Annotated in this window: 13 protein-coding genes; 7 read left to right on the top strand and 6 right to left on the bottom strand. The window is 68.7% G+C overall.

Annotated elements, in window-relative coordinates:
• Positions 1-13: 13 nt before the first annotated feature.
• A complete protein-coding gene (gene hppD, locus ALSL_RS03445) occupies positions 14-1,105 on the bottom strand; it encodes a 4-hydroxyphenylpyruvate dioxygenase (protein ID WP_126536455.1) in 1,092 nt (363 codons plus the stop codon).
• A gap of 142 nt (positions 1,106-1,247) precedes the next feature.
• On the opposite strand from hppD, the gene ALSL_RS03440 reads away from it, so the two are divergent.
• Entirely contained in the window at positions 1,248-1,718 is a 471-nt protein-coding gene (locus ALSL_RS03440; RefSeq protein WP_126536453.1) for a MarR family winged helix-turn-helix transcriptional regulator, read from the top strand.
• A gap of 73 nt (positions 1,719-1,791) precedes the next feature.
• A complete protein-coding gene (locus ALSL_RS03435; RefSeq protein WP_126536452.1) occupies positions 1,792-4,182 on the top strand; it encodes a phosphoketolase family protein in 2,391 nt (796 codons plus the stop codon).
• On the opposite strand, the gene ALSL_RS03430 is transcribed toward ALSL_RS03435, so the two are convergent.
• A complete protein-coding gene (locus ALSL_RS03430) occupies positions 4,170-4,868 on the bottom strand; it encodes a GAF domain-containing protein (protein WP_198410671.1) in 699 nt (232 codons plus the stop codon). The genes ALSL_RS03435 and ALSL_RS03430 overlap by 13 nt on opposite strands.
• A 210-nt stretch (positions 4,869-5,078) precedes the next feature.
• Between ALSL_RS03430 and ALSL_RS03425 the strand changes: the two genes are divergently transcribed.
• The gene (locus ALSL_RS03425) at positions 5,079-6,401 is read left to right on the top strand and encodes a methyl-accepting chemotaxis protein (RefSeq protein ID WP_161970924.1); all 1,323 of its coding nucleotides are present in this window, start codon (positions 5,079-5,081) and stop codon (positions 6,399-6,401) included.
• 22 nt (positions 6,402-6,423) lie between these two features.
• Here ALSL_RS03425 and ALSL_RS03420 read toward each other — a convergent pair whose 3' ends face one another.
• Positions 6,424-7,278, bottom strand: a complete 855-nt coding sequence (locus ALSL_RS03420) for a tryptophan 2,3-dioxygenase (RefSeq protein WP_126536446.1) — start codon at positions 7,276-7,278, stop codon at positions 6,424-6,426.
• Positions 7,279-7,458: 180 nt separating this feature from the next.
• Between ALSL_RS03420 and pdhA the strand changes: the two genes are divergently transcribed.
• From pdhA to ALSL_RS03405, 3 genes are all read left to right on the top strand, one after another.
• Complete coding sequence (gene pdhA, locus ALSL_RS03415; protein WP_126536444.1) at positions 7,459-8,544, top strand: pyruvate dehydrogenase (acetyl-transferring) E1 component subunit alpha; 1,086 nt, start codon at positions 7,459-7,461, stop codon at positions 8,542-8,544.
• A gap of 3 nt (positions 8,545-8,547) precedes the next feature.
• The gene (locus tag ALSL_RS03410) at positions 8,548-9,528 is read left to right on the top strand and encodes an alpha-ketoacid dehydrogenase subunit beta (protein WP_126536442.1); all 981 of its coding nucleotides are present in this window, start codon (positions 8,548-8,550) and stop codon (positions 9,526-9,528) included.
• Between the two features lie 90 nt (positions 9,529-9,618).
• Positions 9,619-11,010 carry a dihydrolipoamide acetyltransferase family protein gene (locus tag ALSL_RS03405; protein ID WP_126536440.1) on the top strand — a complete coding sequence of 464 codons (1,392 nt, stop codon included), beginning with the start codon at positions 9,619-9,621 and terminating at the stop codon, positions 11,008-11,010.
• Positions 11,011-11,041: 31 nt separating this feature from the next.
• Here the strand turns inward: ALSL_RS03405 and ALSL_RS03400 are convergent, their stop codons facing one another.
• The 3 genes from ALSL_RS03400 to ALSL_RS03390 form a co-directional block, all read right to left on the bottom strand.
• A complete protein-coding gene (locus tag ALSL_RS03400; RefSeq protein WP_126536435.1) occupies positions 11,042-11,449 on the bottom strand; it encodes a globin in 408 nt (135 codons plus the stop codon).
• 113 nt (positions 11,450-11,562) lie between these two features.
• Positions 11,563-11,892 carry a hypothetical protein gene (locus ALSL_RS03395; RefSeq protein WP_126536433.1) on the bottom strand — a complete coding sequence of 110 codons (330 nt, stop codon included), beginning with the start codon at positions 11,890-11,892 and terminating at the stop codon, positions 11,563-11,565.
• A gap of 8 nt (positions 11,893-11,900) precedes the next feature.
• Positions 11,901-13,271 carry a tryptophan--tRNA ligase gene (locus tag ALSL_RS03390; RefSeq protein WP_126536431.1) on the bottom strand — a complete coding sequence of 457 codons (1,371 nt, stop codon included), beginning with the start codon at positions 13,269-13,271 and terminating at the stop codon, positions 11,901-11,903.
• A gap of 119 nt (positions 13,272-13,390) precedes the next feature.
• Here ALSL_RS03390 and ALSL_RS03385 point away from each other — a divergent pair, with 119 nt between their 5' ends.
• Positions 13,391-14,137 carry a dienelactone hydrolase family protein gene (locus ALSL_RS03385; protein ID WP_198410670.1) on the top strand — a complete coding sequence of 249 codons (747 nt, stop codon included), beginning with the start codon at positions 13,391-13,393 and terminating at the stop codon, positions 14,135-14,137.
• Positions 14,138-14,159 lie beyond the last annotated feature (22 nt).

Below are 14,159 nucleotides of genomic sequence, written 5' to 3'. Positions count from 1 at the left end.
GCGCGGCGTGCGCTCACAGCACGCCGCGCCGCATCTGGTCGCGCTCGATCGACTCGAACAGCGCCTGGAAGTTGCCCTCGCCGAAACCCTCGTTGCCCTTGCGCTGGATGATCTCGAAGAAGATCGGGCCGATCACGTTCTCGGTGAAGATCTGCAACAGCTTGCGCTGCTTGGTGTCCGGGTCCGCGTCGATCAGGATCTTGTTGCGACGCAGACGCGCCACGTCCTCGCCGTGGTTGGGAATGCGCCGGTCGATCACTTCGTAGTACGCATCGGGCGTGTCGAGGAAGCTCACCCCGGCCGCGCGCATCGCCTCCACCGTGGCGTAGATGTCGTCGGTGAACAGGGCCACGTGCTGGATGCCCTCGCCGTGGTAGGCCTCCAGGAACTCGTTGATCTGGCTCTTGGGGTCGGACGACTCATTGAGCGGAATGCGCACGATGCCGTCGGGCGCGGTCATCGCCTTGGACACCAGGCCGGTCTTGGCGCCCTTGATGTCGAAATAGCGGATCTCGCGGAAATTGAACAGCCGCTCGTAGTAGTCCGACCACTGCTGCATGTGGCCGAAATAGAGGTTGTGGGTGAGATGGTCGATGAAGGTGAGCCCAAAACCCTTCGGGTTCGGCTCGGCGCCCGGCACCGGCCGGTAGTCGCCGTCGTAGATGCTGCCGCGCTCGCCGTAGCGGTCGACGAGATAGAGCATGGCGCCGCCGATGCCCTCGATCACCGGCGCGTCCACCGCGCGCGTCGCGGCCCGCCCCGGCTCGCTGGCGCCGAGTTCGAGCACGCGCCGATGCACCTCACCGGCCGGCCGGCGGAAACGGATCGCGAAACCGCACGCGCACGGGCCGTGCTGTGCGGCGAACTCGGCGGCGAAGGCGTCCGGGTCCTCGTTGACCAGGAAGTTCACCCCGCCCTGGCGGTACACGGTGATCGGTCGCGACACGTGCCGGAGCACCGCGCTGAACCCCATCTTGCGGAAGAGCTCGTGCAACTCGCCGGCCCGGCCGGCCGGCGCGGCGAACTCGACGAACTCGAAGCCGTCGATGCCCATCGGGTTCTCGAACGTGGTGACCTGCATGCCGAGGTTGGGCTGGGCGTTCATCGGCGTGTCCTCCGAAAGGGGCTGGGGTGAGTCGGCGACAAGGCGGTCGCGGGGCGCTGCCCTGCCGACGGGGCGGCCGGGAAACCATCGATGCGCGGGTTTTATAGTTTCATCTGTAACCATTTGCAAGGAACGGCGCCGCATGAGCGCAGCACGCAAACCGGCACCGGCCGGATCCGATCACGCCCCGCTCGAACTCGAGCATTTCCTGCCCTACCGGCTGTCGGTGCTGTCCAACACCATCAGCCAGTCGATCGCCGACGAGTACCAGCGCGAGTTCGACCTGTCGATGACCGAATGGCGGGTGATGGCGGTGCTGGCGCGCTTCGAGGGCCTGTCCGCCCGCGAGGTGGCCGAACGCACGGCGATGGACAAGGTGGCGGTGAGCCGGGCGCTGGCGCGCCTGGTCGCCGCCGGACGCGTGCGCCGCACCACCCATGCCGGCGACAAGCGCCGCTCGGTGCTCGCCCTCACCGCGGCGGGCTGGAAGATCCACGACAAGGTCGCCCCGATGGCGCGTGCCCGCGAACGCGCCGTGCTGGCCCGGCTTGACGAGGAGGAACGGCGCTGGCTCGCCCGCATCCTGGACAAGCTCTGCCAGGACCTCTGCTGAAGCTACACATATCGTTCACGTCGGCGGCGTCCTATATGGGCAAGCCCCTCCCCGCTGCCCCAAGGACGCCACCATGCCCGCCCTATCCGACGACCTGCTCCGCCGCATGCACGACTACTGGTGCGCGGCCAACTACCTCACCGTCGGCCAGATCTACCTGTGCGACAACCCGCTGCTGGAAGAGCCGCTGGCCGATGCCCACATCAAGCAGCGCCTGCTCGGCCACTGGGGGACGACCGCCGGGCTCAACTTCATCTACACCCACCTCAACCGCGCGATCCGCCAGTACGACCTGGACATGATCTACGTGATCGGTCCCGGGCACGGCGGCCCGGGCCTGGTCGCGCATACCTACCTGGAAGGCTCCTACACCGAGGTCTACCCGCACATCAGCCGCGACCGTGCCGGCCTGCGCCAGCTGTTCCGGCAGTTTTCCTGGCCCTACGGCGTGCCCAGTCACGTCGCCCCGGAAACGCCGGGCTCGATCCACGAGGGCGGCGAGCTCGGCTACGCGCTTTCGCACGCCTACGGCGCGGCCTTCGACAACCCCGGGCTCATCGTCAGCTGCGTCGTCGGCGACGGCGAGGCGGAAACCGGGCCGGCCGCGACCGGCTGGCATTCCAACAAGTTCATCAATCCGCTGCGCGACGGCGCGGTGCTGCCGATCCTGCACTTGAACGGCTACAAGATCGCCAACCCGACCGTGCTCGCCCGCATTCCCGAGCGCGAGCTGATCCAGCTCTTCAGCGGTTACGGCCATGCGCCGATCGTGGTGGCCGGCGATGATCCGACGACGATGCACCGCGCCTTCGCCGCGGCGCTGGACAAGGCGATCCGCGCGATCGGGCGCATCCAGCGCAGCGCACGGACAGGCGGCGGCCCGCTGCCGCGGCCGCGCTGGCCGATGATCATCCTGCGCACGCCCAAGGGCTGGACCGGCCCGAAGGCAGTGGACGGCCTGCCGGTGGAAGGCACCTGGCGCGCGCACCAGGTGCCCTTGCCGCGCCCGCGCGATGCGGCGCAGCGCAAGGTGCTGGAGGACTGGCTGCGCAGCTACCGGCCGCATGAGCTGTTCGACCGCGACGGCCGGCTGCGCGACGATCTGGCCGCGCTGCCGCCGACCGGCCGCCGGCGCATGGGCGCCAACCCGCATGCCAACGGCGGCGAGCTGCTCCAACCGCTCGACCTGCCCGATTTCCGCGCCTACGCGCTCGACGTCCGGCAACCCGGCCAGCTCGAGGCCGAGGCCACCCGCGTGCTCGGCCAGTGGCTGCGCGAGGTGATGGCGCGCAGCCTGCCACAGGCCAACTTCCGCCTGTTCGGCCCGGACGAAACCGCCTCCAACCGGCTGGACGCGGTCTATGCGGCCAGCGTCAAGACCTGGATGGAGGAAACCCTGCCGACCGACGTCGACCTCGCCCCGGACGGGCGGGTGATGGAGATCCTGAGCGAACACCAGTGCCAGGGCTGGCTGGAAGGCTACCTGCTCACCGGCCGGCACGGCCTGTTCAACTGCTACGAGGCGTTCATCCACATCGTCGACTCGATGGTCAACCAGCACGCCAAGTGGCTGAAGGTGACCCGCAAGCTGAACTGGCGTCCGCCGATCGCCTCGCTCAACTATCTGCTCTCCTCGCACGTGTGGCGGCAGGACCACAACGGTTTCTCGCACCAGGACCCGGGCTTCATCGACCACGTCATCAACAAGAAATCCGAAGTCGTGCGGGTGTACCTGCCGCCGGACGCCAACTGCCTGCTCTCGGTGGCCGACCACTGCCTGCGCAGCCGCCATTACATCAACGTGATCATCGCCGGCAAGCAGCCGGCCTGGCAGTGGCTGGACATGGAAACGGCGGTGCGCCACTGCACCGCCGGCGCCGGCATCTGGGACTGGGCCAGCAGCGCGGCGGAGGACCCGGAGGTGGTGATGGCCTGCGCCGGCGACGTGCCGACCATGGAGACGCTGGCCGCGGTCATGCTGCTGCGCGAGTACGTGCCCGACCTGCGCGTGCGCGTGGTCAACGTGGTCGACCTGATGGTGCTCGAACCGGTGGGCGAGCATCCGCACGGCATGAGCGACGACCAGTTCGACCGCCTGTTCACCCGCGACAAGCCGGTGATCTTCGCCTTCCACGGCTATCCCACGGTGATCCACAAGCTCACCTATCGCCGGCACAACCACGACAACTTCCACGTGCGCGGCTATCGCGAGGAAGGCACCACGACGACGCCGTTCGACATGCTGGTGCTCAACAACCTCGACCGCTTCCAGCTCGCGCTCGACGTCATCCTGCGCGTGCCGCGTCTGGCACCGCTGCGCGAGGCGGCCGTGCAGCGCTACTGGTCGGACATCGAGCGGCACCGGCTCTACGTCAGCGAATACGGCATCGACCTGCCCGACATCCGCGACTGGCGCTGGCAGGATGCGCGCGCCGGCCGCACGCACGGGCATCAACGGGGCTGAAGCATCCCACGCAGGCGGTCGGCGGCCAGCGCCGCCAGCTCGCCGAACGCCTGCCGCTGACCCGACGACAGCTGGCGCGGACGGCTGTCCAGCACGCACAGCGCCCCGAGCGCGAAGCCGTCGGGATCGCGCAGCGCCATGCCGGCGTAGAAGCGTAGTTGCGTCGGGCCGGTCACCAGCGGATTGGCGGCAAAGCGCGGATCGCCGGCGGCGTCATGCACCACCAGCAGCCTCGGCGCCAGGATGGTGTGGTTGCAGAAGGCCCAGGCCCGCGGCGTCTCCGCAAGCTCCGTGCCCAGACGCGACTTGAACCACTGCCGGCGACTGCCGAGCAGGGTCAGCAGGGCGAGCGGGGCGTCGGTCAGCTGGGCGGCGACACGCACGATGCGATCGAACACCGCATCGGGCCCGCTGCCGAACAGGCCCGAGCGGCGCAAGGCCGCCAGGCGCTCGGACTCATCGGGACCGACCGGGTAATCCGGCGCGCTTGCGGCGACGAATTCCGCCGCGTCCGCCGCACTGCCAGCCGGCGTGGCATGGCTGGAGAGCAGGCCGAGCACGGCACCGCGCCGCAAGCGCCGGTGGCCGCCCGGCGTCTTCCACGCCGCGAGCGCCCCGGTCTCGACCCATTTCTGCACCGTACCGATGGACACGCCGAGCAGCCGCGCGGCCTCGCGCGTAGTCATCACCGCCTCGCCGGATGGGGCCTGTGGCGGCGCAGTGCCTTGATGCGTCTGATCCGTCATGGCGGGGAGGATAGGCGGATACCTCGCCGCTGCGGGCCCCGGTTTGGCGAACTGCGTCACAATCCGTTAAAAAATGCCAAATCTGCTAAAGAAACCAAAAATGCTGCCGAAAAGAGCAGACGCCCCTTCCCATCCGGTGTACGCCAACCCATGCGACTGCCCTTCCGTCTCAGCCTTCCCTCGCGCGATGCGGCGCGGCGCCTGGCGGCCCTCGATCACGTCCAGGCCATCATTGAATTCGCGCCGGATGGCACCATCCGTCACGCCAATGCGCTGTTTCTGGAGATCATGGGCTACCGGCGCGAGGAGCTCGTCGGCCAGCACCATCGGCTATTGGTGAGCGCCGAGGAAGCCGATGGCGAGGACTATCGCGAACATTGGCAACGTCTGGGCGCCGGCGAGCCTCGCAGCGGGCTCTTCCGGCGCCTGGCCCGCGATGGGCGCGAGGTCTGGCTGCGGGCCTCCTACCTGCCCTTGACCGACCGCCGTGGCCGCGTCCGCCGCATCGTCAAGTTTGCGATGGACGTCACCGCGCAGCGCCAGGCCGCCGCCGACATGGACGGCCGGCTGCGCGCCATCGACCGCGCCCAGGGCGTGGCGGAGTTCGACCTGGACGGCACCATCCTGAACGCCAACCCGGTCTTCCTGAACATGATGGGTTACCGGCTGGAGGAAGTGGCCGGCCGGCACCATCGCATCTTCGTCGAGCCGTCCGAGGCCGCACGCCCCGAATACCAGGCCTTCTGGCAACGCCTGCGGCAGGGCACCTACGACTCGGCGGTCTACCGCCGACTCGGCAAGGGCGGTCGCGAAGTGTGGATCCAGGCGACCTACAACCCGATACTCGATGCCTCCGGCCGGCCGGTGAAAGTAGTCAAGTACGCCACCGACATCACTGCGCAGACGGTGGCCGCGCAGACCCTGCAGCGCGAGGTCCGCGGCCTTTCCGAGGCGGTGCTGAACAGCGCCGCGCGGGCCGACCAGGCCAACGAGGTGGCCCGCCGGGCAATGCATGCCGCCGAGGACGGCAGCCGCGCCATGCAGGACGTGATCAACACCATGGCGGCGATCCGCGAGAGCGCCCAATCCATCGGCGGCATCCTCGAGATCATCGAGGCCATCGCCTTCCAGACCAACCTGCTTTCGCTCAATGCGGCGGTCGAGGCGGCCCAGGCCGGCAAGGCGGGGCGCGGCTTTGCCGTGGTCGCCGAGGAGGTGCGCAACCTGTCGCGCCGCAGCCGCGCCGCCTCGCAGGAAATCCGCGACCTGATCGCCAACGCGCAGCAGCGGGTCGACGAGGGTACCACCCTGGTCGAACACACCGGCCAGGCCATGGGCCACATCCTGGCCTCGATCACCGAGGCCAGCCGCCTGAACGGCAGCATCTGCGCGGATGCCTCGACACAGTCGACCGGCATCGCGCGGGTCAATGCGGCAGCCGCGCAGCTCGAGCGGGTCTACGGCACGGCTTGAAGGGGATCGCCGTCGGAAGGCGCTATGGCGGCGACGCCAGCGTGCCGCGCACGGCGAACAGCTCGGGGAAAAACTCGAGATCCAGCGCCTTCTTGAGGAACGACACGCCGGAGGAACCGCCGGTGCCGCGCCGGAAACCGATGATCCGCTGCACCGTGCGCAGGTGGCGGAACCGCCAGAGCTGGAACTGCGTCTCCAGATCGACCAGGTCCTCGCACAACGCGTACTCGCGCCAGTAGCGATCGGTGTCGCCGTAGATGCGCTCGAACACCGCCAGCAGGGCTGGGTCGGCCACGTGCGGCAGGGAAAAGTCGCGATCGAGCTGGCTGGCCGGCACCGCATGGCCGAAGCGGGCGAGATAACCGAGAAATACCTCGTACAGGCTGGGCGCCTCCAGCACCGAACGCAGCGCAGCCTGGCCTTCCGGGTCGTGGGCAAACACCCGCAGCATGTCCGCGTTCTTGTTGCCGAGCAGAAACTCGACGATGCGGTATTGCAGCGACTGGAAGCCCGAGGCCGGCCCCAGGCTGTCGCGAAAGCCCAGGTACTCCGAGGGCGTCAGCGTCTCCAGCACGGCCCACTGCTCGGTGAGCTGGCGCAGCACCGTCTTGCAGCGCGCCAGCACCTTGCGGGTACGCCAGACCTCATCGCGGCGCAGCAGTTCCAGCGCCGCCTTGAGCTCGTGGATCAGCAGCTTGAGCCACAGCTCACTGACCTGGTGCTGCACGATGAACAGCATCTCGTCGTGCTGCGGCGGTACCGAGCGGGGCTGCTGCGCGGTCAATAGCCGGTCCAGGCGCAGGTAACCGCCATAGGTGAGGCGGCCTTCGAGATCGGTCTCGATGCCCGTCTCGAGCGCACGCAAGTTGTCGTTCATAGGCGCCTTTTCGCTCAGCCGAGCCGGCATGTTAGCCGCATGCGATGCTGCGCCGTGCCTTGCGAGGCCCCGGGCCATCCTGTTATCTAAGGCGGTCCTTTCCGAGGGATTCACCGCGCAAGGCCCCGCTGGATGGGCTGTCGCTTCCCCCGTCCCCACCAGTCCATCGGGAGCGCACTCATGCCCGTCGTCGCCAAGTTCGAGATCGAGTACCTGCAATATCTCGATGCCGAAGGCAAACAGGTCCGCGACGACCTGCCCGCCTTCGCGCAGGATCTCGACCACATGGTCGAGCTCTACAAGCTCATGCTCTCCACCCGCGTGTTCGACGCCAAGTCGGTGGCGCTGCAGCGCACCGGCAAGCTCGGCACCTATGCCAGCTGTCTCGGCCACGAGGCCGCGCACGTGGGCATCGGCAGCGCGATGAAACCCGAGGACGTGCTCGCGATCAGTTACCGCGAATACGGCGCGCAGCTCTATCGCGGCGTGCAGCCGCGCGAGGTGTACATGTACTGGGGCGGCGACGAGCGCGGCAACGACTACCAGCGGGAACCGGCGCGCCACGACTTCGCCTGGAGCGTGCCGATCGCCACCCAGTGCCTGCACGCGGCCGGCAGCGCGCTCGCCTTCAAGATCCGCGGCGAGAAGCGCGTGGCGGTGTGCACGATCGGCGACGGCGGCTCGTCCAAGGGCGATTTCTACGGCGCGATCAACATCGCCGGCGCGCAACGCCTGCCGCTGGTGGCGGCGATCGTCAACAACCAGTGGGCGATCTCGGTGCCACGCAAGATCCAGACCGGCGCGCCGACGCTGGCGCAGAAGGGTCTGGCCGCCGGCCTGTTCTGCCTGCAGGTCGACGGCAACGACATCATCGCCGTGCGCAAGGCCATGGAGGACGCCCTCGAGCGCGCCCGCAACGGCGAGGGCGGCAGCGTGCTCGAACTCATCACCTATCGCCTCGCCGACCACACCACCGCCGACGACGCGCGCCGTTACCGCAGCGAACAGGAGGTGAAAGACGCCTGGACGCGCGAGCCGCTCAAGCGCCTCAAGCTCTGGCTCACCGCCAAGGGCGTCTGGGACGAGGAGAAAGAAGCCGCCTGGAAGGCCGAGTGCGACGAATGGATGGACAACGAGGTCAACGCCTATCTCCAGACCAAAACGCAGCCAGTCACCGCGATGTTCGACTACACCTACGCGGAACTGCCCATCGATCTCGCCCGGCAGCGCGAGCTCGCCATCGCCCTGGAACAGAAGGCGCACTGACCCATGGCCCAGATCACCCTCATCGAAGCGGTCACCCAGGCGCTGGCCTATGAAATGGCGCACGACGACTCGGTCGTCGTGCTGGGCGAGGACGTCGGCGTCAACGGCGGCGTGTTCCGCGCCACGCAGGGCTTGCAGCAGCGGTTCGGCGAACTGCGCGTGATCGACACGCCGCTGGACGAGACCACCATCGCCGGCGTCACCGTTGGCCTGGCCGCGCAGGGCATGAAGCCGGTGGCCGAGGCGCAGTTCGAGGGCTTCATCTATCCGATGATGGAGCAGATCGTCTGCCACGCCGCGCGCATGCGCAACCGCACGCGCGGCCGCATCACCTGCCCGGCGGTGTTCCGCGCGCCGTGGGGCGGCGGCATCCATGCGCCCGAGCATCACTCGGAAGCCAACGAGCACCTGTTCACCAACGTGCCGGGTCTGCGCGTGGTGCTGCCTTCCTCGCCGGCGCGCGCCTACGGCCTCCTGCTGGCGGCGATCCGCGATCCCGACCCGGTGGTGTTCTACGAACCCAAGCGCATCTATCGCCAGTACAAGGAAGAGGTGCCCGACGACGGCGAGGCCTTGCCGCTGGACGTGTGCTTCGTGCTGCGCGACGGCAGCGACGTCACCCTGGTGACCTGGGGCGCGCAGGTGAAGGAATGCCTGGAAGCCGCCGATGCGTTGGCGCAGGAAGGCATCAGCGCCGAGGTCATCGACGTCGCCACGCTCAAACCGCTGGATTTCGACACCATCGCCGAATCGGTCGCCAAGACCGGCCGCTGCGTGATCGTCCACGAGGCGCCCAAGACCGCCGGCTTCGGTGCCGAGATCGCCGCGCGCGTAGCCGAGGAATGCCTCTACCACCTGCTCGCCCCGGTCGAGCGCGTCACCGGCTACGACGTGCACACGCCGCTGTATCGGCTGGAGATGAAGCAGCTGCCGAGCACCGCGCGCGTGGTCGATGCCGCCAAACGCGCGCTGGCGGCGGGCTGAACTTTCCGCCGGGCACCGGGCATAGGGGCCAACCCTTCCCGCTGCCCGCTGCCCCATTCCCTTCCCGTTCACGTGTTTCGGATAAACGCCATGGCCGACATCAAGACCTTCCACCTGCCCGACCTCGGCGAGGGCCTGCCTGACGCCACCATCGTCGAGTGGCACGTGAAGGAAGGCGACACCATCAAGCTCGATGCGCCGCTGGTGTCGATGGAGACTGCCAAGGCCGTGGTCGAGGTGCCCTCGCCCTACACCGGCAAGGTGGTGAAGCTCCATGGCGCGGCCGGCGACGTGATTGAGACCGGCGCGCCGCTGGCCGACTTCGAGCCCGACCCCAATGCCCGGCAGCGTGCCGAGGCCGAGCCCACCGGCCATCATCATGGCGCGAAGAAGAGCGTCGGCAGCCCGGCGCCGGACCATGCGGGCAAGGTCGTCGCCTCCGACGAGGGCGGCGCGGTCACGGCCGGCCAGCCCGATCGTGAGGACGAGGGCACCGTGGTCGGGGCGATGGTCAGCGGCAACACCGTGCACGTCGAACAGGCCGCCGACGTCGGCGGCGTCAAGGCGGTGCCGGCGGTGCGGGCGCTGGCGAAGAAGCTGAAGGTAGACCTCACCCGCGTGCGCCCGAGCGGCGCCGGCGGCGTGGTCACCCTGCAGGATGTCAAAAACGCCGCCGCGGCCGGCACCGCCTCGCCCGCCTCGCCGCCTTCCGCCGGCGAGCGCGCGGCAGAGGCGCAGCGTCAGGTACCGCCCGCTTCGCCCGGCAGCATGCCCCAATCCGAGCGCACCACGGTCTCGCTGGCCGGCAAGCCGGTACGCACCGCACCGCCGTCGCAGGCCGTGCGCGGTCAGCCCGAGCAGCTCAAGGGCGTGCGTCGCAACATGGCGCGGGTGATGGCCGAGGCGCACGCCCACGTGGTGCCGACCACGCTGGTGGACGATGCCGACCTGCACGCCTGGATCGGCAAGCAGGACATCACCGCGCGGCTGGTGCGCGCCATCGTCGCCGCCTGCAAGGCGGTGCCGGCGCTCAATGCGTGGTTCGACGGTGAGAACCTGACCCGCACGCTGCATCCGCATGTGGACATCGGCATCGCGGTGGACACCGAGGACGGCCTGTTCGTGCCCGCGCTGCGCAACGCCGACATGCTCGACGGCGCCGGCATCCGCACCGCCATCTCGCGCCTGCGCGCGCAGGTCGAGGATCGCTCGATTCCCGCCTCGGAACTGTCCGGCTACACCATCAGCCTGTCCAACTTCGGCATGTTCGCCGGCCGCTATGCCACGCCCGTGGTGGTGCCGCCGTGCGTGGCCATCGTCGGCGCCGGCAAACTCAGCTACGACGTCGTCGCGGTGATGGGCGGCATCGAGGTGCACCGGCGCATCCCGATCTCACTCACCTTCGACCATCGCGCCGCCACCGGCGGCGAGGCGGCGCGCTTCCTCAAGGCGCTGCTGGACGATCTGGCCCAGCCGAACTGAGGCCCCGCCGCCCCCGGCAGTGGGGGCGGCGTCAGTGATGCTCGACGAAATAGGCGATGGTGCGTTCCATCGCCACCCGCCAGCGCTGCAGCAGCGCGTCGTTGCATTGCGGATCGTGCTCGGCCACGGCCTTGAGCAGGCTTTCCAGCCAATAGGGATAGAGCGCGACCGGCACCGGCGCGCGTCCGCTGCGGCTGTGTACCTTGGCCATCTCGTTCATCGTCCGCTGTGCCAGCATGCTGCCGCCGGCATGACTGATCGCGGCGCTGATGCCGCGGCGCAAGGCCAATGATTGGCGTCCCATGTCGGTGTTGGCGAAGAGCGCCGGCACCTGCGGGTGGCTGGCCATGAAAATCTCGTAGAAACGCTCGATGAAGCGCCCGTTGCGCAGGCAACGACCGTAGCTCATCTGCAGATCATCGAAAGTATCGCGCGCCATCGGCTTGCACCCCTGTCACGAAGCGCGCGCAATCTAGCATGCGGCCTTCGTGCGCTCTTGCGACTTGTCGCCGCAAATGCGCCGAACAGCAGGTAAGAGGCGCGGTTTGCCATTCAGCGGCGGCGACGGCCACGCCAGAGGCCGCCACGCACGATCGCCCCGAGCAAGAGCACCACCACGCAGGCCCCATAGCCGTAGAGCGCCGGCAGCACCTGTTGCCAGATCGCCCCGCTGCCGCGGCCATAGGGTCCGCTGGCCGGCAGTGGCGCATGGTCGAAGCCGTAGACCACGCTGCCGAAAGTCGCCACCGTGGCCGCGAGCAATACGCCGAGGTCGAATGCGCGCCGGCCCGCGGTGCGCGCGAGCTCGCGCGGAAAAGCCCAGTACAGCCAGCCCAGGATCAGAAGCCACGGTGCCAACAGCAGGACGGCGAGATAGCGCATGGTTTTTTTCAGTGCCCGCCTTTGGCCTCGGACTGCTCGCGCAGCTCCGCCAGGACTTTCATGAGATGCGTGCGCGCGGCCTCGCGCGCCCCGGGTTCGGCGGGTGCCGGCGCCTCGGCCACCACCTCGCCATCGAGTTCGAGCACGAAGCGCGGGCCTTCGTCGCGCAATCGCGCCGCGTCCCCGGCACGCAGGCGTTTTTGCACCGTGCCCGCCGCCTTGGGATCGGCAAACGGCCGCGACAAGAGACATTCCTCGCCCGCACTGTCCAGCAGACGGAAGCGGAAACGGCCATCCTCGTCGCGAAAGCTGACCAGCCGCGGCGGCCGCGGCGCAGCGGCGGTCGAGGCCGTCGTCGTCCTTGCACCATCGCGCGGCGCACGCAGGCCCACCGCCTCGCGCAGGCGTGCAAGGAACGGCGCGGCCACTGCCCGGGCCTTGCGGGCGCCTTCGTCCAGGATCGCCTCGATCTGCGCCGGGCGGGCGATGAGTTCCTCATAGCGCGCGCGCATCGGCGCCAGCTCGGCCTCGAGCCTATGGAACAGACGCTCCTTGGCCTCGCCCCAGGCCATGCCTTGCTCCAGCGCCCGCCGGAAGTCGGCGCTCTCCGCCTCGCTCGCAAAGGCGCGGTAAATGCTGTAGAGCGCCGAACCCTGCGCATCCTTGGGCTCGCCGGGCAGACGCGAGTCGGTGACGATGCGCATCACCGCCTCGCGCAGCGCGCGGGTGCCGCCTTCGAACAGCGGGATGGTGTTGTCGTAGCTCTTGGACATCTTGCGTCCGTCCAGGCCCGGCAGCGTCGCCACCTGCTCCTCGATCGCCGCCTCCGGCAGCACGAAGAACTCGCCGCCGTAGAGATGATTGAAGCGCTGGGCGATGTCGCGCGCCATCTCGATGTGCTGGATCTGGTCGCGTCCCACCGGTACCTGATGCGCGTTGAAGGCGAGGATGTCCGCCGCCATCAGCACCGGATACATGTACAGCCCGGCGCTGATGCCGGCGTCGGCGTCCTCGCCCGCCTCGAGGTTCTTGTCCACCGCCGCCTTGTAGGCGTGCGCCCGGTTGAGCAGGCCCTTGGCGGTGACGCAGGTCAGCAGCCAGGTGAGCTCGGGAATCTCGGGAATGTCCGACTGGCGGTAGAAGGTGACCCGCTCGGGATCGAGCCCGGCGGCGAGCCAGGTCGCGGCGATTTGCAGCCGCGAGCGCGCGATGCGTTCCGGGTCCTCGCACTTGATCAGCGCGTGGTAGTCGGCGAGGAAGAAAAAGGCATCGACGTCCGGCCGCCGGCTGGCCGCCACCGCGGGGCGGATCGCGCCGGCATAGTTGCCAAGATGCGGGGTACCGGTGGTGGTGATGCCGGTCAAGACACGCGTCTTCATGCACGGGCCAACAGCAAAAAATGAGAGTGTAAGGCATGCCGCCGGTGCTGGCCGCCTGCGCGACGGCGTGCCTACAATCCCCTTCCCAACCGATTACTCATCGTCGAGGACGCAAAGCCGTGTCGCGCATCCAAGCCACCCTACAGACCCGCGATGGACATTGTCCGGCGCTGTTGTTCACCCCGGCCGAGAGCGGCGGCCCGTGGCCAGGCGTCATCTTGTGCATGGACGCCTTCGGCATCCGCCCGACCATGGAGAAGATGGCCCAGTGTCTGGCCGACGACGGCTACGCGGTGCTGTTGCCCGATCTCTTCTACCGCCTGGCGCCGCTGAAGCCGCTCGAGCCGGCGCAGGTGTTCGCCGATCCTTCACTGATGCAGGAACTGATGCGCCGGGTGGGCAGCCTGGACCGCGACCGCAAGCTGGCCGATGCGGCGGCCTTCCTCGATTTCCTCGATCATCGCCCCGAGGTCGCCGGGCCGCGCTACGGCATCGTCGGCTATTGCATGGGCGGCAACGTGGCGCTGACCGTGGCCGGCGGCTTTCCGGAGCGCTTCGCCGCCATCGCCTCTTTCCACGGCGGGCATCTCGCCAGCGAGGCGCCGGACAGCCCGCATCGCTTCGTCGCCGGCATCCGCGGCCGGGTATACGTGGGCGTGGCGGTCGAGGATCCGAGCTTCCCGCCGGAACAGCAGGAAAGGCTGGAAGCGGCGCTGCGCGAAGCCGGCGTGCCGCACGTGATCGAAACCTATCCCGGCGCGCGCCACGGCTTCGCAGTCCCGGACAATCCGTCCTATCAGCCGGCGGCAGCCGAACGCCACTGGCAGGTGCTGTTCGATCTGCTGCGCAGCACGCTGCGCGCCTGAACGCACGGCCCTCGCCCTGCCG

Origin of the sequence: Aerosticca soli, from assembly GCF_003967035.1 — a bacterium.
Lineage (GTDB): Bacteria > Pseudomonadota > Gammaproteobacteria > Xanthomonadales > Rhodanobacteraceae > Aerosticca > Aerosticca soli.
This window is presented reverse-complemented; position numbering and strand designations above follow the sequence as displayed.

Coding starts and splice junctions, on each gene's coding strand:
- ALSL_RS03420 (WP_126536446.1), bottom strand. CDS start 7,278: ATGAACGACAACTTGCGTGCGCTCGAGACGGGCATCGAGACCGATCTC.
- pdhA (WP_126536444.1), top strand. CDS start 7,459: ATGCCCGTCGTCGCCAAGTTCGAGATCGAGTACCTGCAATATCTCGAT.
- ALSL_RS03435 (WP_126536452.1), top strand. CDS start 1,792: ATGCCCGCCCTATCCGACGACCTGCTCCGCCGCATGCACGACTACTGG.
- ALSL_RS03395 (WP_126536433.1), bottom strand. CDS start 11,892: ATGCGCTATCTCGCCGTCCTGCTGTTGGCACCGTGGCTTCTGATCCTG.
- ALSL_RS03400 (WP_126536435.1), bottom strand. CDS start 11,449: ATGGCGCGCGATACTTTCGATGATCTGCAGATGAGCTACGGTCGTTGC.
- ALSL_RS03430 (WP_198410671.1), bottom strand. CDS start 4,868: ATGACTACGCGCGAGGCCGCGCGGCTGCTCGGCGTGTCCATCGGTACG.
- ALSL_RS03425 (WP_161970924.1), top strand. CDS start 5,079: ATGCGACTGCCCTTCCGTCTCAGCCTTCCCTCGCGCGATGCGGCGCGG.
- ALSL_RS03440 (WP_126536453.1), top strand. CDS start 1,248: ATGAGCGCAGCACGCAAACCGGCACCGGCCGGATCCGATCACGCCCCG.
- ALSL_RS03405 (WP_126536440.1), top strand. CDS start 9,619: ATGGCCGACATCAAGACCTTCCACCTGCCCGACCTCGGCGAGGGCCTG.
- hppD (WP_126536455.1), bottom strand. CDS start 1,105: ATGAACGCCCAGCCCAACCTCGGCATGCAGGTCACCACGTTCGAGAAC.
- ALSL_RS03390 (WP_126536431.1), bottom strand. CDS start 13,271: ATGAAGACGCGTGTCTTGACCGGCATCACCACCACCGGTACCCCGCAT.
- ALSL_RS03410 (WP_126536442.1), top strand. CDS start 8,548: ATGGCCCAGATCACCCTCATCGAAGCGGTCACCCAGGCGCTGGCCTAT.